Genomic DNA, 17,242 nt, shown 5'->3' on the forward strand with positions numbered 1-17,242 from the left:
ACACCCACATACTGCTCAGCAGCCCCAAGAACTGAAGTTTTAACGGAATAGTACATTATGTCGGCGACTCAAAATTACGGCACTGGCCGTCGCAAGACCGCAACCGCACGCGTTTTCCTGCGTCCGGGTACTGGTCAAATTTCCATCAACAACCGTTCGCTGGAAAACTTCTTCGGTCGCGAAACTGCCCGCATGGTAGTTCGTCAGCCGCTGGAGCTGACTGAGACTGTCGAGAAGTTCGACATCTACGTCACCGTGATCGGCGGTGGTGTAAGTGGTCAAGCTGGCGCAATCCGCCACGGTATCACTCGCGCTCTGATGGACTACGACGAAACCCTGCGTGGCGCTCTGCGCAAAGCTGGCTTCGTTACTCGCGACGCCCGTGAAGTTGAACGTAAGAAAGTTGGTCTGCGTAAAGCGCGTAAGCGTCCGCAGTACTCGAAGCGTTAATTCCGCTTCCACGTTCAAAAAGAACGCCCGATTCCTCGCGGAACCGGGCGTTTTTTTATGCCTGCGATTTATCAAAGAATTGCGCTGTGACAACTTGCCACATTCGTAGACCCCCTATACTACAAGGCTTGAGGGTGAGAGCTCCGGGTAATTCCCTTGTCAGAATTGGGGCTTTTCATTACCATCTCGGCAAAATTTTTATAAGTAACATTGATTTATTTAGTAGATGCCTGATTTAACAGGCCACAAAGCTGATGGGAGAGGACTGAATGAGCAATGACGGCGTGAATGCAGGCCGGCGTCGCTTCTTGGTAGCAGCCACATCCGTGGTGGGTGCTGCAGGAGCGGTGGGGGCTGCGGTCCCGTTCGATGGGTCAAGGTTTCCCACTGCCAAGGCGAAAGCCGCTGGTGCACCGGTGAAAGTGAATGTCAGCAAAATCGAGCCAGGACAGCAGATGATTGCTGAATGGCGCGGTCAGCCGGTGTTCATTGTCCGCCGTACCGAGGAAATCCTGGGGAATCTTAAAAAGATCGAGGGGCAGCTCTCCGATCCGACCTCCAAAAACTCCACGCAACCCACCTATGTCGACCCGGAAGTACGTTCCATCAAGCCGCAAATCCTGCTGGTGATCGGGATCTGTACGCACCTGGGTTGCTCGCCGACCTTCCGTCCCGAAGTGGCGCCTGCGGATCTGGGCAAAGATTGGGTAGGCGGTTATTTCTGCCCTTGCCATGGTTCCCGTTACGACCTGGCTGGCCGCGTCTACAAGTCGCAACCTGCGCCTTTGAATCTGCCAGTTCCCCCGCATTCCTATGAGACTGATGACCTGATTGTCATTGGCATCGATACGGAGAAAGCGTGATGAGCAAGTTCATGGATTGGGTTGATGCGCGCTTCCCCGCCACCAAGATGTGGGAAGACCATCTCAGCAAGTATTACGCGCCAAAAAACTTCAACTTCTTCTATTTCTTCGGCTCCTTGGCGCTGCTGGTTCTGGTTAACCAGATCGTCACCGGTGTCTGGCTGACGATGAGCTACACCCCGTCGGCAGAAGAAGCGTTCGCTTCCGTCGAATACATCATGCGTGACGTCGAGTACGGCTCGATCCTGCGTTTGCTGCACTCCACAGGTGCTTCGGCGTTCTTCATCGTGGTCTATCTGCACATGTTCCGAGGCTTGCTCTACGGTTCGTATCAGAAGCCGCGTGAGCTGGTCTGGGTGTTCGGCATGCTGATCTACCTGGCGCTGATGGCTGAAGCCTTCATGGGGTATCTGCTGCCATGGGGCCAGATGTCCTATTGGGGTGCCCAGGTGATCATCTCGTTGTTCGGCGCGATTCCAGTCATCGGTAACGACCTGACGCAATGGATTCGTGGTGACTACCTGATCTCCGGGATCACCCTGAACCGTTTCTTTGCCTTGCACGTTGTGGCCCTGCCGATCGTGATTCTCGGTCTGGTGGTGCTGCACATCCTGGCACTGCACGAAGTCGGTTCGAACAACCCTGACGGCGTCGATATCAAGAAGCATAAAGACGAAAACGGTATCCCGCTGGATGGCATTGCGTTCCACCCGTACTACACCGTGAAAGATATTGTCGGCGTGGTCGTGTTCCTGTTCATCTTCTGCACGATCGTGTTCTTTTTCCCGGAAATGGGTGGTTATTTCCTCGAGAAGCCGAACTTTGAAGTGGCTAACGCCTTCAAGACGCCTGAACACATTGCTCCAGTCTGGTACTTCACGCCTTTTTACGCGATTTTGCGGGCGATTCCGGACAAGCTTATGGGCGTGATCGCGATGGGTGCTTCTATCGCTTTGCTGTTTGTCCTGCCTTGGCTTGACCGAAGTCCGGTCAAGTCGATGCGCTATAAGGGCTGGTTGAGCAAAATCTGGCTTCTGGTTTTCTGTGTCTGTTTTGTGCTGCTTGGCTGGACTGGCGTGAAAGCCCCGACACCGACTCTGACGTTGCTGTCGCAGGTCTGCACCTTCCTGTATTTCGCCTACTTCATTCTGATGCCGTTCTACACCCGGCTCGAGAAGACCAAACCGGTTCCGGAAAGGGTGACTGGCTGATGAAAAAATTATTCGCTGCACTGATTCTTGTTGCTTTGCCTGTGTTGTCTTTCGCCGCCGAGCACGGTCCTGAGCTGGAAAACGTCGACATCGACGTTTCCGATAAAGCAGCCCTGCAAGATGGCGCGCGCACGTTCGCCAACTATTGCATGGGTTGCCACAGTGCCAAGTTCCAGCGTTACGAGCGGGTCGCCGATGACCTCGGTATTCCCCACGATGTGATGCTGGAGAAACTGGTATTCACGGGTGCCAAGATTGGCGATCACATGAGCATCGGCATGCAGCCCGCTGATGCCAAGACCTGGTTCGGCGCTGCGCCACCGGATCTGACTTTGGTCGCTCGCGTTCGGGGTACTGACTGGCTCTACGGTTATCTGAAGTCGTTCTATGAAGATCCTGCGCGTCCATGGGGCGTGAACAACAAGGTCTTCCCGAACGTCGGTATGCCTAACGTGCTGGTCGGCCTGCAAGGTCGTCAGGTCGTGGGCTGCAAGCAGGTGCAGATCGTCGAAGACGGCAAGAAGCAATATGATCCGTTGACCGGTACGCCTTTGACTCATGAAGCGTGCGATCAACTGACCATCGTGCCGAAGTCGGGTGCTCTGAATGAAGAGCAGTTCGATGAGAAGGTCAAGAATCTGGTAACCTTCCTGGCTTACTCGGCTAACCCGGTTAAGCTGCAACATCAGCGCATCGGTACTTACGTTTTGCTCTACTTGGCGTTCTTCTTTGTGTTCGCCTACCTGCTCAAGCGTGAATACTGGAAAGACGTGCACTGATAACGCTTCAAGCATTGCTGTTAATCGCGCGCGCCCAAGGGCGTCTCCGATAGCGCAACGTCTGGCCTGCCAGGTGTTGCGGGAGGCGCCCTCTGGGCGCGCGCGTTTTTCCGGTTCCGACAATTTCAACAAGCGAGGAGGATCGCCATGGGCGTGACCAATCGGTTGGCCTGTTACTCCGACCCCGCCGACCACTATTCCCACCGAGTGCGTATCGTACTTGCAGAGAAGGGTGTCAGCGCCGAGATCATTTATGTGGAAGCTGGTCGTCAGCCGCCTAAACTGATTGAGGTGAACCCTTACGGAAGTCTGCCCACGCTGGTCGATCGTGACCTGGCGTTGTGGGAGTCGACCGTGGTGATGGAATATCTGGATGAGCGTTACCCGCACCCGCCGTTGATGCCGGTTTATCCGGTGGCGCGTGCCAACAGCCGTCTGCTGATTCACCGTATTCAGCGTGACTGGTGTGGTCTGGTGGATCTGATCCTGGATCCGAAAGCCAAGGAAGCCGCGCGAGTCGTGGCGCGTAAGGAATTGCGTGAAAGCCTGACAGGCGTGTCGCCGCTGTTCGCTGACAAGCCGTTTTTCCTCAGCGAGGAACAAAGTCTGGTGGATTGCTGCCTATTGCCAATACTCTGGCGTTTGCCGATTCTGGGTATTGAACTGCCGCGGCCAGCCAAGCCGCTGCTTGATTATATGGAGCGCCAGTTTGCGCGTGAGGCTTTCCAGGCGAGTCTGTCTGGCGTCGAACGCGATATGCGCTAAGGCTTAAGGAGCCGCTATGAACTCCAGTCGACCTTATCTGGTCCGCGCGCTCTACGAGTGGATTGTTGATAACGATTGCACCCCGCACATGCTGGTCAATTCCGAATACCCAGCGGTGCAGGTACCGCAGGGTTTCGCCAGTGACGGGCAGATTGTCCTGAACATCTCGCCGAGTGCTGTGCGCCATCTGCACATGGATAACGACGTGGTGACCTTCGAGGGTCGCTTCGGTGGTGTGCCGCACAGTCTGTATGTGCCGATCAGTGCGATTCTGGGCATCTACGCCCGGGAGAACGGGCAGGGCATGGTGTTCGACCTCGAATCGCCGACGGATGACGAAGGCGATATCGAGCCGGAGGACGACCTGCCGCCACCGGACAGCGAGCCACCGCGCCCAAGCGGTCGGCCAAGTCTGAAAGTGGTGAAATAAAAAAAGGCGATCCGCAAGGATCGCCTTTTTTATTACCTGCAGTGCAGGTGTCAGTCGATGTACTCGAACAGCTTCACGATCTTCTGCACGCCGGAGACGCCTTGCACCAGGTTGGTGGCCTGAGTGGCTTCCTGTTTGGTCAGCAGGCCCAGCAGGTAGACGATGCCGTTCTCGGTCACGACTTTGATGCGCGAGCCAGGAATGCTGGCGTCGGTGAGCATCTGGGTCTTGATCTTGGTGGTCAGCCACGCGTCGTTCTGACGGGCCAGCAGGGAGGAGGGTTGCAGCACTTGCAGTTCGTTGTGCACCTTCTTCACGCGCTGCACGTTGGCGGCGGCTTGCTCGGCCTTGGCCTTGAGGTCTTCGCGTGGAGTCTGGCCGGCCAGCAGCACGACGCCGTTGAAGCTGGTGACGACGATGTGCGAATCGTTATCCAGTGCCGGGTCGGCCTTGGCTACGTTCACGCCCACTTTGGTTTCGATCAGCGAGTCGTCGATCTTGCTGCCGAAGGTGCGGGTGCCGCGGTCGTCTTCAATCGGCGCTTCACGGCTGGCATTCACCACTGAGGTGCAGCCGCTGATGCCGAGGCATAGAGTCAAGGCCAGAAGGCCAAGGCGATTAGGGGTCATTCTTCACTCCCGAACAGTTGGCTGTCGATCAGATCGCAAAGGCAATGGATCGCCAGCAAGTGGACTTCTTGAATGCGTGCAGTGACATTGGCCGGTACGCGAATCTCTACGTCCTCGGGCAACAGCAGCGACGCCATGCCGCCGCCATCGCGTCCGGTCAAAGCTACGACAATCATTTCGCGATCATGTGCGGCCTGGATCGCTTGAATAATGTTCGCCGAGTTACCGCTCGTCGAAATCGCCAGCAGTACATCGCCTGGTTGACCGAGCGCTCGGATCTGCTTGGAGAACACTTCGTTGTAGCTGTAGTCGTTGGCGATCGAGGTGATCGTCGAGGTGTCGGTGGTCAGGGCTATGGCTGGCAGGCTCGGGCGCTCGCGCTCGAAGCGGTTAAGCAGTTCCGAGGAAAAGTGCTGGGCGTCGCCCGCGGAGCCGCCATTGCCGCACGAAAGCATTTTGCCTTCGTTGAGCAGGGCATTGACCATGATCTGGCTGGCTTGCTCGATGTGCGGTGCAAGTACGTCCATCGCCTGTTGCTTGGTGTCGATACTGGCCTGGAAAAGCTGGCGAATTCGGGATTGCATGTCCATCTGTGTGACCTTAAGTAGCGCGGCTGTTCGGCACATGAATGTGCAGCCCGCAAAGCAAAGAGCAAAATGTGTCGGGTGAAAATTGGGTCGGGTGCAGGTGATCAACTGTCGAAAGCATTCTGCAACCAGTTCAGCTGACCCGGATGGCTGTCGATGGCCACCACGTCGAAGCGGCAGGGAGAGTTGGCCCAACGCGACTCGCGCTGAAGAAAATACTGCGCAGCGAAAATCAGTTTCTGCTGCTTGCGCTCATCGATGCTAGCGAGCGCTCCACCCCATTGAGTGTTTTTTCTGTAGCGAACTTCAACGAATACTACTGTATCGCCATCAAGCATGACCAGATCAAGCTCGCCGCGTTTACATAACCAGTTCTGCGCCAGCAGGCGCAGACCTTGATTCTGTAGATGATCGAGCGCTTGGCGCTCGGCATCTTTACCGCTTTGCGAGCGTGACCTGTCGGGCATCAGCGCGGGGTATCCGGCAGACGTTGGACCTGACCATTGACGAACTGCGCCCAAGGCAACTGACGCACAACGCGTTGAGTCTGGGTCATGCCAAGGCTGCCCGACTGGCCTTCGATGCGGCTGTCCGGCAGGGCTTTGAGTTGGCCCAGGCGCGGTGCCAGACGGTAAGCGTCAACGCCCATGGCGTACAGACGCCCCAGGCTGCCGGCCGCTTGCGGCCACTGCGCTGTGACTTGTTGGCGCAGCGGATCACTGGTTTCCAGCAGCCATGGGGTTTCGCAGAAGCGAATGCCGTTCATGTCGTTGTACTGGTTCACATCGCCGCTGGCGCTGTACACATGGGAGGTCGCATAGACTGGAACGTCACCGGCGTACTGGAAGTTCAGGGTCGGCTTGATCTGCTGTGCCTGTTGTGGTGTCGAGGCGAGGAAGATGAATTCGATGTCCTGACTGCGCGACGGCTGTGCGGCTACGTTGGTGCCGGCAGCATTTTGCAGGCTCTTGGCGCGCGCTTCGCTCTGGCGCAGTCGGAACATATCAGCGATCTGCTGAGCCAGTTGCACAGGTTGATCAATGTGCTCGATGGCGACAACGCTGCCGCCATTGGCTTGCCAATCCTGGCTGAATGCGCGCATTACGCGGTCGCCCCATTCACCTTTCGGCACCATGATTGCGGCGCGGTGCAGGCCGTCGGCACGGGCGCGGCGGGACACTTCGCGGGCTTCGTCTTCAGCAGCCAGACCAAACTGGAACAGCTGCGCCGGACCTTGATCGCCTTCGCTGTAGTTCAGCGCCAGGGTGGTAATCGGCAGTTGTGGGCGAGTGCTCAGTTGTTTGACCAGGGGTTTTTCCAGCGGTCCGACCACCAGTTGCACGCCATCGGCTTGAGCCTTGCGGTAGAACTCATCCATCGAGGTCAGTTTCGTGCTGTCGTAGAACTCGATGGCTGGCGGCTTCTGCCCGGCCTGTTGAGCCTGATAGTGCGCAGCCATGAAGCCTTCGCGTAGCGCTTTGCCGACAGCAGCCAATTGGCCATCTTGTGGCAGCAGCAGAGCGATTTTGCTCAGGGGCTGGCTGGTCAGCTCCTTGAGTTTGGCCAGTGGCAATGGCAGCTTGATGGCGGCCGGATGCTTTGGATTTTGCGCGCGCCAAGTGTCGATGGCGGCTTGCTGTTGTTCCAGAGTGCCGGCGGTTTTTACGGCCAGCGCCAGTCCCATCCAGCCGCCGAGATCGTCGTTGGTGTTGGGTTGCAGTTGATCGGTCGGCAGCGAGGCAATCAGGGTCCAGATGGCTTCGTGGTTCTTGCTGGCGGCTTCACCTTGCAGCATCGGGGCGATAAAAACGCGCTCGCGGGCAGCCGCGAGCGTCTGGCCATCGGCTTCCAGGGCGCGGGCGTGCACGGTGCCGGTGCGTATCTGCTGATCTTCCGGCATTTCACCCAAATGTTGCAGGCTCGGATGGCTCAGAGCGGTCAGCGCCGCTTTTGGCTGATTGCGCGTCATGGCCAGTTCCGCTGCCAGGGTGCTGGCGAAAATCTGCTGGCCTGGCTTGAGTTGCTCCAGTGGCACTTGTTGCAGGATCTGCGCGGACTGTCCGGCATTGCCCTGGCGATAAGCCAGATCTGCCGCGCTCAGGCGCAACAGGGCAGCTTTTTCCGGGGTTTTAGCTTGGGTAGCCTGTTCGAGCATTTGCTCGATGCTGGCATCCGGAGTCCGTGGAAGTTCGCCAAGGCTGGAGGAAGGGGAGCTGGCGCAAGCCGCCAATAAGGCAGCGAGGCAAAGGGCAGTGAACAGCCGCAGGCAAGCGATCATGTAAGTGTTCCTGATACTCGATCAAATTAGCGTGGAATTGTACCCAAGCGCTGGCCGGGGCGCGATGTTACTGGCATGAATCAGTCAATTTAGCTGAAGGAAATGTTGCAGCGGCGCACAGTTACGCACAAAACCCAAGGAGGCCTGAACGCATCGCGAGCCTCGTGACGCGTTACAATGCCGGCTTTTACCGATCATGAGGTGTGCGCTTTGACTGCTCCAGGTCCTTTGAATTCCGCTGCTGGCTCGCTTTATGTGGTGGCGACGCCCATCGGCAACCTGGACGACATCAGCGCCCGGGCACTGAAAATTCTCCGTGAAGTGGCACTGATCGCGGCGGAAGACACGCGTCACTCGCAACGATTGATGCAGCACTTTGGTATTTCCACACCGCTGGCCGCCTGTCACGAACATAACGAACGGGATGAAGGTAGCCGCTTTATTACCCGTTTGCTGGCGGGTGACAACGTGGCGTTGATCTCTGATGCAGGAACGCCGCTGATTTCCGATCCGGGGTATCACTTGGTGCGTCAGGCGCGGGCCGCGGGGATCAGCGTGGTGCCCGTGCCAGGCGCCTGTGCGCTCATTGCTGCGCTGTCGGCGGCGGGGCTGCCGTCTGACCGGTTCATCTTCGAAGGTTTTCTGCCGGCTAAGTCAGTCGGGCGCAAGGCGCGACTCGAAGCCGTTAAGGAAGAGCCGCGCACGTTGATTTTCTATGAGGCGCCGCACCGTATCCTTGAATGTTTACAGGACATGGAGGCGGTTTTCGGTGGCGAGCGTCAGGCGTTGCTGGCCCGTGAAATAACCAAGACGTTCGAAACGCTTAAAGGTTTGCCGTTGGCTGAGCTGCGCGCATTTGTGGAGTCCGACAGCAATCAGCAGCGCGGCGAGTGTGTGGTGTTGGTGGCAGGCTGGACCGCGCCGGAGTCCGAAGACGCTGTCAGCAGCGAGGCGATGCGCATCCTTGATTTGTTGCTCGAAGAGATGCCGCTCAAGCGTGCTGCGGCGCTTGCAGCGCAAATCACCGGTGAGCGTAAAAACGTGTTGTATCAAGTCGCGCTGGATAAACAGAAGGGTGAGTAACCCATCGCGCGAAGCGGGTTTGCGGCTATTAAGGCTTGTTCTTCGGTCGCTCTGCCGTTAACCTTCGCGGCGGAGAGTCGATCGGACAGTCGCTGCCCTCTATGAAAATTAGGGGGGGGAGGAAAGTCCGGGCTCCATAGGGCGAAGTGCCAGGTAATGCCTGGGAGGCGTGAGCCTACGGAAAGTGCCACAGAAAATAACCGCCTAAGTGCTTCGGCACCGGTAAGGGTGAAAAGGTGCGGTAAGAGCGCACCGCGCGTCTGGCAACAGTTCGTGGCTAGGTAAACCCCACTTGGAGCAAGACCAAATAGGGTCCCAAGGCGTGGCCCGCGCTGGGACCGGGTAGGTTGCTAAAGATGTCCAGTGATGGCCATCGTAGACGAATGACTGTTCAAGACAGAACCCGGCTTACAGATCGACTCTCCACCTTTTTCTTTCCCTGCTTGAATCAATGGCATCAGGGCTGTGTATTATCAGCAGGCCCTGGCTGAAAGTTCGGCAGCGGCAAATGCAGTAATAGCCATTTCCCACCTTGCTTCAATCAACAGCAGAAGCGCATTTGTAATACCGAAAAAATCTTACTCTTAACAAATTACTTTAACTTTCGATCGCAGCTTTCAGTGCTGCATCAAGTTATGGGTCAAATGTAGCCGTCAGATTCTCGTTGCACCTCCTTTTATGCTCCTAAATCTCCGTTCTGTAAGGGTTTTCCTTTAATCCGCGCCTTGACGGTGTGGTGGGCGCATTCCTATAGTGTGCGCAAGTGGCGGAAAGTGGCATGAAGTGGGTTTTTTGAGCTCAAAACGATAAAAATTGGAGAAACGCAGACGTGTTTCGCGGAGCTAACGCTATAAGTCTCGACGCAAAGGGCCGTCTCGCTATGCCGAGCCGGTACCGTGACGAGCTCGAATCGCGGAGTTCCGGCCAGTTGATTGTCACGATCGATGCCGTTGATCCATGCCTGTGTGTTTACCCGCTCGATGAGTGGGAAATCATTGAAACCAAGTTGCGCGCGCTCCCTTCGCTTCGCGAAGAGAACCGTCGCCTGCAACGTTTATTGATTGGTAATGCCGTCGACCTCGAGCTCGATGGCAGTGGTCGTTTTCTGGTTCCGCCACGTCTGCGCGAGTACGCCAAATTGGATAAGCGCGCAATGTTGGTAGGCCAACTGAACAAGTTCCAATTGTGGGACGAGGATGCATGGAACGCGGTATCTGCCGCTGACCTTGCTGCCATTCAACAACCGGGCGCGATGCCTGATGAACTGCGTGATTTGATCCTGTGACTATTGATAGCGGCTTTAACCACATCACCGTACTGCTTGACGAAGCCGTCGAGGCTCTCGCCGTACGTCCTGATGGCTGCTATCTGGACGGCACGTTCGGTCGCGGCGGGCACAGTCGGTTGATTCTCAGCCAGCTCGGGCCGGCCGGTCGGCTCATCGGGTTCGACAAGGATCCCCAAGCGATTGCCACCGGGCAAGCGCTAGCGGCCGAAGACGGCCGCTTTGTCGTTGTGCAGCGCAGCTTTGCCGAGCTCGGCTCGGTCGTCGTCGAACGGGGGCTGGACGGCAAGGTCAGCGGGATTCTGCTCGATCTGGGCGTGTCTTCGCCGCAGCTCGATGACGCGGAGCGCGGCTTCAGTTTTCTCAATGACGGCCCGCTGGACATGCGTATGGACCCGTCCCGAGGCATCAGCGCCGCCGAGTTCGTCAATACCGCACCGGTTGAAGAAATCGCCCGGGTGTTCAAGGAATACGGCGAAGAGCGTTTCTCCGGGCGCATGGCCCGTGCCGTCGCCGAACGTCGCGATATCAAACCGTTCGAGCGCACAGGCGATCTGGCCGAAGTGTTGAAAGTCGCCAACCCGGCATGGGAGAAGGGCAAGAACCCGGCTACCCGTGCATTCCAGGGTTTGCGCATTCACGTCAACAACGAATTGGGTGACCTGGAAGCTGGCCTCGAAGCGGCACTGGAAGCCCTGGAAGTGGGCGGCCGTCTGGTTGTAATCAGTTTTCATTCGCTCGAAGACCGTATCGTCAAGCTGTTCATGCGCAAACTGGTGAAAGGCGAAGCCGACAACCTGCCGCGCAACCTGCCGGTTCGCCACGTTGCGTTCGAACCGAAAATCAAAGTCCATGGCAAAGCGCAGACGGCCTCCGACGCCGAACTCAAAGCCAACCCACGTTCCCGTAGCGCCGTCATGCGCGTCGCGGAGAAGTTGCGGTGAGCAAGCTTTTCGCCAAGCCACTGCCTGGCGGCAGCTTTTTCATGCTGCTGCTGTTTGTCGGCGTGCTCGTGTCGGCCATCGGCGTGTCTTACAGCGCGCACTGGAACCGTCAGTTGCTCAACAACCTTTATAACGAGCTGAGCGTGCGCGACAAGGCGCAAGCCGAATGGGGTCGTCTGATTCTTGAGCAAAGCACCTGGACCGCACACAGCCGGATCGAAGTACTGGCCACTGAGCAACTGAAAATGCACATCCCGGGCGCGGCTGACGTGCAGATGGTGGCGCCATGATGAAGCTTGAAGGCGCACTCTTTCCGTGGCGCTTCCGCCTGATGCTGGCGCTCCTCGGCGTGATGGTCGCAGCGATCTGCTGGCGAATTATCGACCTGCAAGTGGTTGACCGTGACTTCCTCAAAGGTCAGGGCGATGCCCGCAGTCTTCGTCACATTCCTATCCCGGCACACCGTGGTCTGATCACTGACCGCAACGGCGAGCCTTTGGCGGTCAGCACCCCGGTGACGACCCTGTGGGCCAACCCCAAGGAAATGCAATCGGCCAAAGAGAAGTGGCCTGCATTGGCGACAGCGCTGGGGCAGGATCCGAAAGCACTGACTGAGCGTCTCGAAGCCCAAGCCAACAAAGAATTCATTTATCTGGTGCGGGGGCTGACTCCCGAGCAAGGCCAGGCTGTGCTCGACCTCAAAGTGCCGGGCGTCTATGGCATCGAAGAATTCCGGCGTTTCTATCCGGCCGGTGAAGTGACGGCGCACATGGTCGGATTCACCGACATCGATGACCACGGTCGTGAGGGTGTCGAACTGGCTTATGACGAATGGCTGGCCGGGGTGCCGGGCAAACGACAGGTCATCAAGGATCGGCGCGGACGGCTGATCAAGGATGTCCAGGTCACTAAAAACGCCAAGGCCGGTAAGCCCTTGGCGTTGTCCATTGACCTGCGTCTGCAATATCTGGCCAACCGCGAACTGCGTAACGCGATCATCGAGAACGGCGCCAAGGCCGGCAGCCTGGTGATCATGGACGTAAAGACCGGCGAGATTCTTGCCATGGTCAATCAGCCGACCTACAACCCGAACAACCGCCGCAATCTGCAGCCGGCGATGATGCGTAACCGCGCGATGATCGACGTGTTCGAGCCGGGCTCGACCATGAAAGCGATCTCGATGAGCGCTGCGATCGAGTCCGGCCGTTGGAAACCGACCGACACCGTCGAGGTGTATCCGGGGACTTTGCAGATTGGTAAATACACCATCAAGGACGTATCCCGAAGCGAAGGCCCGGTGCTGGACATGGCCGGCATTCTGATCAATTCCAGTAACGTCGGCATGAGTAAGGTCGCCTTCGATATTGGTGGCGAAACCATCTACCGTCTCGCGCAGAAAGTCGGCCTGGGCCAGGACACGGGCCTCGGCTTCCCGGGGGAGCGCGTGGGCAACTTGCCGAACTACCGCGAATGGCGCAAGGCAGAAACCGCGACGCTGTCCTACGGCTACGGTATTTCCGTGACCGCGATCCAATTGGTCCACGCCTTTTCGGCGCTGGCCAACAACGGTCGTCTCGCACCGCTGACGCTGATCAAAACCGACAAGCCGCCGCAAACCACGCAAGTGCTGCCTGAAGCCGTCGCGAAAACCATGCAAGGCATGCTGCAGCAAGTGATCGAGGCGCCTCGTGGCGTGTTCCGTGCGAAGGTGCCGGCGTATCACGTGGCTGGCAAGTCGGGTACGGCGCGCAAGACATCGACGGGCACCAAGGGCTACGCCGAAAATTCCTACCGCTCGCTGTTCGCCGGTTTCGGCCCGATGAGCGACCCGCGTTACGCAATCGTTGTGGTGATTGATGAGCCGTCCAAGGCCGGTTACTTCGGTGGTCTGGTATCGGCGCCGGTGTTCAGCCGTGTGATGTCCGGCACCCTGCGTCTGATGAACGTAACCCCGGACAACCTGCCGACGACACAACAGGCCAACGCCACCCCGGTTATTCCGCTGAAAGCCAATGGAGGGCGCGGCTGATGTCTCTTAGTCTGAACAAAATATTCCCTCACGCCGGCCACGATCTGTTGATCCGAGAACTGGCACTGGATAGCCGAAACGTGCGCGCGGGTGATCTGTTCCTCGCTGTGCCCGGCGGCAAGTTCGATGGCCGCGCGCACATTGCCGATGCGCTCGCACGCGGCGCAGCAGCGGTGGCTTATGAGGTGGAAGGCGCCACGGTACTGCCGATCACCGATGTGCCGCTGATTCCGGTCAAGGGTCTGGCCGCACAGTTGTCGGACATCGCCGGGCGTTTTTACGGTGAGCCAAGCCACCATCTGAAGCTGATCGGCGTGACCGGCACCAACGGTAAAACCAGCGTGACCCAATTGGTGGCGCAAGCGCTGGATCTGCTCGGCCAGCATTGCGGCATCGTCGGCACGCTGGGTTCCGGCTTCTATGGCGCACTGGAAAGCGGCCTGCACACCACGCCCAATCCAATTGCCGTGCAAGCGACTTTGGGCGACCTGAAAAAGGCCGGCGCCAAAGCCGTGGCCATGGAAGTCTCGTCCCACGGTCTGGATCAGGGGCGCGTGAGCGCGTTGTCGTTTGACGTGGCAGTAATGACCAACCTGTCCCGTGATCATCTGGATTACCACGGGACCATGGAGGCTTACGCCGAGACCAAGGCCAAGCTGTTCGCCTGGAATGACCTGAAGTGCCGTGTGGTCAACCTCGACGACGATTTTGGCCGGCAACTGGCAGCCGAAAAACGCGATTCGCGGCTGATTACTTACAGCCTGCTCGACAGCAGTGCCTATCTGTATTGCCGCGAAGCCCAGTTCGATGACCACGGCGTGCTCGCCACCCTGGTGACGCCGCAAGGCGAACATCATTTGCGCAGCACGTTGTTGGGTCGTTTCAACCTGAGCAATATATTGGCTGCAGTCGGTGCCTTGCTGGGGCTGGATTACGCACTGGACGAAATTCTTAAAGTACTGCCAAAACTCGAAGGTCCGGTCGGTCGCATGCAGCGTCTTGGCGGTGGCACGCAACCGTTGGTCGTGGTCGATTATGCCCATACCCCGGATGCCCTGGAAAAAGTGCTGACGGCATTGCGCCCCCACGTCAAAGGTCGGTTGCTGTGCCTGTTCGGCTGCGGCGGTGATCGCGATCGCGGCAAGCGTCCGCTGATGGCTGAAGTGGTCGAGCGTCTGGCCGATCAAGTGCTGGTCACTGACGACAACCCTCGCACGGAAGACCCGGCAGTGATTTTCGATGACATCCGCGCCGGTTTCACCGCTGTGGATAAAGTCACGTTCGTTGCCGGCCGTGGTCAGGCAATTGCCCAATTGATCGCCGGTGCTTCGGCGGATGATGTGATCGTGCTGGCCGGTAAAGGTCACGAGGACTATCAGGAAATCAATGGCGAGCGCCATGCCTTCTCTGATCTGGTCGAGGCCGATCACGCCCTGACCGCGTGGGAGGTGGCCCATGCTTAAGGCCCTCAAACTCAGCGAATTGACCAACGCGCTCGACGCACGCCTGATCAGCGCCGATGCCAGCTTCGACGGCGTCAGCATCGACAGCCGCGCGATCCAGCCCGGCCAACTGTTTATTGCCCTGACCGGCCCGCGTTTCGATGGTCATGACTATTTGAACGACGTAGCGGCCAAAGGCGCCGTTGCAGCGCTGGTCGAGCGTGAAGTCGCCGGCAGCACGCTGCCGCAACTGCTGGTCAAAGACACCCGCCAAGCCTTGGGCCAGTTGGGTGCCTTGAACCGTGCTGCCTTCACTCAGCCAGTCGCAGCTATAACCGGCTCCAGCGGCAAGACCACCGTCAAGGAAATGCTCGCGAGCATTCTGCGCACGCGCGGTCCGGTGCTGGCCACCCGTGGCAACCTGAACAACGACCTCGGCGCACCACTGACCTTGCTCGAACTGGCGCCGGAGCATACGGCGGCCGTGATCGAACTGGGCGCTTCGCGTCTGGGTGAAATTGCTTATACCGTTGGGCTGACCAAGCCTCATGTGGCGATCTTGAACAATGCCGGCACCGCTCACGTCGGTGAGTTCGGCGGCCCGGAAAAAATCGTCGAGGCCAAAGGCGAAATCATCGAAGGGCTGGCGGCGGATGGTATTGCCGTGCTGAACCTCGATGACAAGGCCTTCGGTATCTGGAAGGCCCGCGCTGCCGGGCGCAAAGTGCTGACCTTCGCCCTCAGCAATTCGCAGGCTGACTTCTACGCCAGCAACTTGAGCACCGATGCTCGTGGCTGCCCGGCCTTCAATCTGCACACGCCTGAAGGTGTCGAGTACGTTCAACTGAACCTGCTCGGCACGCATAACGTCGCCAATGCCATGGCCGCCGCCGCCGCCGCACACGCGTTGGGGGTGTCGCTGTTCGGCATCGCCACCGGGCTTGGCGCGGTGCAACCGGTCAAGGGGCGCACCGTCGCGCAACTGGCGAAGAACGGCATGCGCGTGATCGATGACACTTACAACGCAAACCCCACCTCAATGTGCGCGGCCGTTGATATACTCGCCGGCTTTTCCGGCCGCACCGTCCTGGTGCTCGGAGACATCGGCGAGTTGGGCGATTGGGCGGAGCAGGGGCACCGCGACGTGGGCGAGTACGCCCGGGGCAAGGTTTGCGCGCTTTATGCCGTTGGGCCGAACATGGTCCACGCCGTAAACGCTTTCGGTGAACAGGCGCATCACTTCGGCACGCAAGGCGAACTGATCCAGGCCCTCGACGCCGAGCAGGACACAAACACCACCATTTTGATCAAGGGTTCGCGCAGTGCAGCGATGGAAAACATCGTTGCGGCTCTGTGCGGGTCCAGTCTGGAGAAACATTAATGCTGCTGCTGCTAGCGGAGTATCTGCAACAGTTCTACAAAGGCTTCGCGGTCTTCCAGTACCTGACCCTGCGCGGGATTCTCGGTGTGCTGACCGCGCTGGTTTTGTCGCTGTGCTATGGCCCGTGGATGATCCGCACCCTGCAGAACCGTCAGATCGGTCAATCCGTTCGTAACGATGGTCCGCAATCGCACTTGTCGAAATCCGGTACGCCGACCATGGGTGGCGCGCTGATTCTGTCTTCGATCGGCGTCAGCACACTGCTCTGGGCTGACCTGAGCAACCGTTACGTCTGGACTGTTTTGCTGGTGACCCTGCTGTTCGGTGCCATCGGCTGGGTCGACGATTACCGCAAAGTCATCGAGAAGAACTCGCGTGGCCTGCCGAGCCGCTGGAAGTATTTCTGGCAATCGGTGTTCGGCCTCGGCGCGGCGATCTTCCTTTATATGACCGCTTCCACCCCGGTGGAAACCACACTGATCCTGCCGATGCTCAAGGACTACAGCATTCCACTGGGTGCCGGGTTCATCGTGCTGACCTACTTTGTGATCGTCGGTTCGAGCAACGCGGTCAACCTGACTGACGGCCTCGACGGTCTGGCGATCATGCCAACCGTAATGGTCGGCGGCGGTCTGGGCATCTTCTGCTACCTGTCGGGCAACGTGAAATTCGCTGAATACCTGCTGATCCCCTACGTGCCGGGCGCGGGCGAGCTGATCGTGTTCTGCGGTGCGCTGATCGGTGCCGGTCTGGGCTTCCTCTGGTTCAACACCTATCCGGCGCAAGTGTTCATGGGTGACGTCGGCGCACTGGCGCTGGGCGCAGCCCTGGGCACCATCGCGGTGATCGTCCGTCAGGAAATCGTCCTGTTCATCATGGGCGTCGTGTTCGTGATGGAAACCCTGTCAGTCGTCATTCAAGTTGCTTCCTTCAAGCTGACCGGTCGCCGTGTGTTCCGCATGGCACCGATACACCCCCACTTTGAACTCAAGGGCTGGCCCGAGCCGCGCGTGATCGTCCGTTTCTGGATCATTACCGTGATTCTCGTGCTGATCGGCCTTGCCACCCTGAAGATGAGGTAGAACG

The 17,242-nt window shown here is 58.4% G+C and carries 18 protein-coding genes and 1 other RNA gene; 15 read left to right on the forward strand and 4 right to left on the reverse strand.

The features are described 5' to 3' along the window. The first annotated feature begins 57 nt into the window (after positions 1-57). From rpsI to ACIOU6_RS24435, 6 genes are all read left to right on the forward strand, one after another. On the forward strand, positions 58-450 hold the full coding sequence (rpsI, locus tag ACIOU6_RS24410) for a 30S ribosomal protein S9 (RefSeq protein WP_221731520.1): 393 nt from the start codon (positions 58-60) through the stop codon (positions 448-450). Between the two features lie 269 nt (positions 451-719). Beyond that, positions 720-1,313, forward strand: coding sequence for a ubiquinol-cytochrome c reductase iron-sulfur subunit (petA, locus tag ACIOU6_RS24415; protein WP_401139116.1), 594 nt, complete (start codon positions 720-722; stop codon positions 1,311-1,313). Beyond that, positions 1,313-2,524: a cytochrome bc complex cytochrome b subunit gene (locus tag ACIOU6_RS24420; RefSeq protein WP_221731518.1), complete on the forward strand. Its 1,212-nt coding sequence runs from the start codon at positions 1,313-1,315 to the stop codon at positions 2,522-2,524. The genes petA and ACIOU6_RS24420 overlap by 1 nt, the downstream gene beginning before the upstream one ends. Continuing rightward, positions 2,524-3,303 (forward strand): cytochrome c1, encoded by a 780-nt coding sequence (locus ACIOU6_RS24425; protein WP_221731517.1) that lies wholly within the window; start codon positions 2,524-2,526, stop codon positions 3,301-3,303. Before ACIOU6_RS24420 ends, ACIOU6_RS24425 begins: the two co-directional genes overlap by 1 nt. 147 nt (positions 3,304-3,450) lie before the next feature. After that, positions 3,451-4,068 (forward strand): glutathione S-transferase N-terminal domain-containing protein, encoded by a 618-nt coding sequence (locus tag ACIOU6_RS24430; protein WP_090286143.1) that lies wholly within the window; start codon positions 3,451-3,453, stop codon positions 4,066-4,068. Positions 4,069-4,084: 16 nt separating this feature from the next. Further along, positions 4,085-4,498, forward strand: coding sequence for a ClpXP protease specificity-enhancing factor (locus tag ACIOU6_RS24435; protein WP_221731516.1), 414 nt, complete (start codon positions 4,085-4,087; stop codon positions 4,496-4,498). 50 nt (positions 4,499-4,548) lie between these two features. On the opposite strand, the gene ACIOU6_RS24440 is transcribed toward ACIOU6_RS24435, so the two are convergent. The 4 genes from ACIOU6_RS24440 to ACIOU6_RS24455 all read right to left on the reverse strand — a co-directional run bounded on the left by ACIOU6_RS24440 (position 4,549) and on the right by ACIOU6_RS24455 (position 7,992). Further along, positions 4,549-5,127 (reverse strand): BON domain-containing protein, encoded by a 579-nt coding sequence (locus tag ACIOU6_RS24440; protein ID WP_166221262.1) that lies wholly within the window; start codon positions 5,125-5,127, stop codon positions 4,549-4,551. After that, positions 5,124-5,717, reverse strand: coding sequence for a phosphoheptose isomerase (locus tag ACIOU6_RS24445; protein ID WP_008082788.1), 594 nt, complete (start codon positions 5,715-5,717; stop codon positions 5,124-5,126). Before ACIOU6_RS24445 ends, ACIOU6_RS24440 begins: the two co-directional genes overlap by 4 nt. A gap of 101 nt (positions 5,718-5,818) precedes the next feature. After that, positions 5,819-6,181: a YraN family protein gene (locus tag ACIOU6_RS24450; protein ID WP_221731515.1), complete on the reverse strand. Its 363-nt coding sequence runs from the start codon at positions 6,179-6,181 to the stop codon at positions 5,819-5,821. After that, positions 6,181-7,992 carry a penicillin-binding protein activator gene (locus ACIOU6_RS24455; RefSeq protein WP_401139117.1) on the reverse strand — a complete coding sequence of 604 codons (1,812 nt, stop codon included), beginning with the start codon at positions 7,990-7,992 and terminating at the stop codon, positions 6,181-6,183. Before ACIOU6_RS24455 ends, ACIOU6_RS24450 begins: the two co-directional genes overlap by 1 nt. Positions 7,993-8,169: 177 nt before the next feature. On the opposite strand from ACIOU6_RS24455, the gene rsmI reads away from it, so the two are divergent. The 9 genes from rsmI (at position 8,170) to mraY (ending at position 17,238) form a co-directional block, all read left to right on the forward strand. Continuing rightward, the gene (gene rsmI / locus ACIOU6_RS24460) at positions 8,170-9,075 is read left to right on the forward strand and encodes a 16S rRNA (cytidine(1402)-2'-O)-methyltransferase (RefSeq protein WP_401139118.1); all 906 of its coding nucleotides are present in this window, start codon (positions 8,170-8,172) and stop codon (positions 9,073-9,075) included. A 73-nt stretch (positions 9,076-9,148) separates the two neighbouring features. Continuing rightward, positions 9,149-9,502: RNase P RNA component class A (gene rnpB, locus ACIOU6_RS24465), an RNA gene on the forward strand. 402 nt (positions 9,503-9,904) lie between these two features. After that, positions 9,905-10,360: a division/cell wall cluster transcriptional repressor MraZ gene (gene mraZ / locus ACIOU6_RS24470; protein WP_221731512.1), complete on the forward strand. Its 456-nt coding sequence runs from the start codon at positions 9,905-9,907 to the stop codon at positions 10,358-10,360. Then, on the forward strand, positions 10,357-11,304 hold the full coding sequence (rsmH, locus tag ACIOU6_RS24475) for a 16S rRNA (cytosine(1402)-N(4))-methyltransferase RsmH (RefSeq protein WP_401139120.1): 948 nt from the start codon (positions 10,357-10,359) through the stop codon (positions 11,302-11,304). The genes mraZ and rsmH overlap by 4 nt, the downstream gene beginning before the upstream one ends. Continuing rightward, a complete protein-coding gene (gene ftsL, locus ACIOU6_RS24480; protein WP_221731511.1) occupies positions 11,301-11,594 on the forward strand; it encodes a cell division protein FtsL in 294 nt (97 codons plus the stop codon). The genes rsmH and ftsL overlap by 4 nt, the downstream gene beginning before the upstream one ends. After that, positions 11,594-13,333, forward strand: a complete 1,740-nt coding sequence (locus ACIOU6_RS24485) for a penicillin-binding protein 2 (protein ID WP_221731598.1) — start codon at positions 11,594-11,596, stop codon at positions 13,331-13,333. The genes ftsL and ACIOU6_RS24485 overlap by 1 nt, the downstream gene beginning before the upstream one ends. Beyond that, positions 13,333-14,796, forward strand: coding sequence for a UDP-N-acetylmuramoyl-L-alanyl-D-glutamate--2,6-diaminopimelate ligase (locus ACIOU6_RS24490; protein ID WP_221731510.1), 1,464 nt, complete (start codon positions 13,333-13,335; stop codon positions 14,794-14,796). Before ACIOU6_RS24485 ends, ACIOU6_RS24490 begins: the two co-directional genes overlap by 1 nt. After that, positions 14,789-16,156, forward strand: a complete 1,368-nt coding sequence (murF, locus tag ACIOU6_RS24495; protein ID WP_401139123.1) for a UDP-N-acetylmuramoyl-tripeptide--D-alanyl-D-alanine ligase — start codon at positions 14,789-14,791, stop codon at positions 16,154-16,156. The genes ACIOU6_RS24490 and murF overlap by 8 nt, the downstream gene beginning before the upstream one ends. After that, positions 16,156-17,238, forward strand: coding sequence for a phospho-N-acetylmuramoyl-pentapeptide-transferase (gene mraY / locus ACIOU6_RS24500; RefSeq protein ID WP_401139125.1), 1,083 nt, complete (start codon positions 16,156-16,158; stop codon positions 17,236-17,238). The genes murF and mraY overlap by 1 nt, the downstream gene beginning before the upstream one ends. Positions 17,239-17,242 lie beyond the last annotated feature (4 nt).

Source organism: Pseudomonas sp. NPDC087615 (assembly GCF_044743445.1).
GTDB classification, from domain to species: domain Bacteria; phylum Pseudomonadota; class Gammaproteobacteria; order Pseudomonadales; family Pseudomonadaceae; genus Aquipseudomonas; species Aquipseudomonas baetica_A.

What these genes read in the sequence shown, in the direction of transcription:
- ACIOU6_RS24485 (WP_221731598.1), top strand. Translation starts at nt 11,594, where the DNA reads ATGAAGCTTGAAGGCGCACTCTTTCCGTGGCGCTTCCGCCTGATGCTG.
- rsmI (WP_401139118.1), top strand. Translation starts at nt 8,170, where the DNA reads ATGCCGGCTTTTACCGATCATGAGGTGTGCGCTTTGACTGCTCCAGGT.
- murF (WP_401139123.1), top strand. Translation starts at nt 14,789, where the DNA reads ATGCTTAAGGCCCTCAAACTCAGCGAATTGACCAACGCGCTCGACGCA.
- ACIOU6_RS24425 (WP_221731517.1), top strand. Translation starts at nt 2,524, where the DNA reads ATGAAAAAATTATTCGCTGCACTGATTCTTGTTGCTTTGCCTGTGTTG.
- ACIOU6_RS24450 (WP_221731515.1), bottom strand. Translation starts at nt 6,181, where the DNA reads ATGCCCGACAGGTCACGCTCGCAAAGCGGTAAAGATGCCGAGCGCCAA.
- ACIOU6_RS24420 (WP_221731518.1), top strand. Translation starts at nt 1,313, where the DNA reads ATGAGCAAGTTCATGGATTGGGTTGATGCGCGCTTCCCCGCCACCAAG.
- rpsI (WP_221731520.1), top strand. Translation starts at nt 58, where the DNA reads ATGTCGGCGACTCAAAATTACGGCACTGGCCGTCGCAAGACCGCAACC.
- ACIOU6_RS24440 (WP_166221262.1), bottom strand. Translation starts at nt 5,127, where the DNA reads ATGACCCCTAATCGCCTTGGCCTTCTGGCCTTGACTCTATGCCTCGGC.
- ACIOU6_RS24435 (WP_221731516.1), top strand. Translation starts at nt 4,085, where the DNA reads ATGAACTCCAGTCGACCTTATCTGGTCCGCGCGCTCTACGAGTGGATT.
- mraY (WP_401139125.1), top strand. Translation starts at nt 16,156, where the DNA reads ATGCTGCTGCTGCTAGCGGAGTATCTGCAACAGTTCTACAAAGGCTTC.
- ACIOU6_RS24490 (WP_221731510.1), top strand. Translation starts at nt 13,333, where the DNA reads ATGTCTCTTAGTCTGAACAAAATATTCCCTCACGCCGGCCACGATCTG.
- petA (WP_401139116.1), top strand. Translation starts at nt 720, where the DNA reads ATGAGCAATGACGGCGTGAATGCAGGCCGGCGTCGCTTCTTGGTAGCA.
- ACIOU6_RS24445 (WP_008082788.1), bottom strand. Translation starts at nt 5,717, where the DNA reads ATGGACATGCAATCCCGAATTCGCCAGCTTTTCCAGGCCAGTATCGAC.
- ACIOU6_RS24430 (WP_090286143.1), top strand. Translation starts at nt 3,451, where the DNA reads ATGGGCGTGACCAATCGGTTGGCCTGTTACTCCGACCCCGCCGACCAC.
- ACIOU6_RS24455 (WP_401139117.1), bottom strand. Translation starts at nt 7,992, where the DNA reads ATGATCGCTTGCCTGCGGCTGTTCACTGCCCTTTGCCTCGCTGCCTTA.